The organism is Mycobacterium sp. E2989 (genome assembly GCF_001667595.1).
GTDB lineage: Bacteria > Actinomycetota > Actinomycetes > Mycobacteriales > Mycobacteriaceae > Mycobacterium.
Genome location: NZ_LZJX01000091.1, coordinates 1 through 802, shown reverse-complemented (window position 1 = coordinate 802; position 802 = coordinate 1). Strand labels below are relative to the sequence as shown.

Genomic DNA, 802 nt, shown 5'->3' with positions numbered 1-802 from the left:
GTTCTGCCAGGCGAGGACGACTTGGATCAGGGGGTGATGGCTGAGGCTGCGGGTGGGACCCAGCCGCTCCACCAAGACCTCAAAGGGCACGTCCTGATGCTCATAGGCGGCCAGACTGCGCTGCTGCACCTGCGCCAACAACTCCGCCACCGTGGGATTGCCCGACAAATCCGTACGCAACACCAACGTATTGACAAAAAACCCGACCAACTCATCCAACGCCGGATCACGACGCCCCGCGATCGGAAACCCCACCGCCACATCCGAAGTCGCACCCAGCTTGGCCAACAACACCGCCAACGCCGCCTGCACCACCATAAAACTCGTCGCATTATGCGCACCGGCCACCGCCCGCACCCGCTGCTGCAACACCGCGGGCCACCCCACCTCCACCCGCGCACCCCGATAATCAGCCACCACCGGATACGCCCGATCCGTCGGCAACTCCAACCGCTCCGCCATCCCCGCCAACGCGTCCTGCCAATACGCCAACTGCGCCGCAATCACACTGTGCGGATCATCCAAATCCCCAAACACCGCCCGCTGCCACAACGTGTAATCCACGTACTGCACCGCCAACGGCGCCCACCCCGGCACACCCCCCGCACACCGACTCGCATACGCCACCCCCAAATCACGCACCAACGGCGAAATCGACCACCCATCAGCAGCAATATGATGAGCCACCGCCACCAACACATGCTCATCAGCCGCCACCCGAAAAACCGTCGCCCGCAACGGAATCTCCACAGCCAAATCAAACGAATAACACGCCGCCGACTCAACCGCCTCCGCCAACCGG

Annotated in this window: 1 protein-coding gene; it reads right to left on the bottom strand. The window is 63.3% G+C overall.

Features of this window, described 5'->3' with window-relative positions; translation table 11 throughout:
• A partial coding sequence (locus A5680_RS15785; protein ID WP_231977638.1) for a condensation domain-containing protein occupies window positions 1–802 on the bottom strand: 802 nt, incomplete at both ends.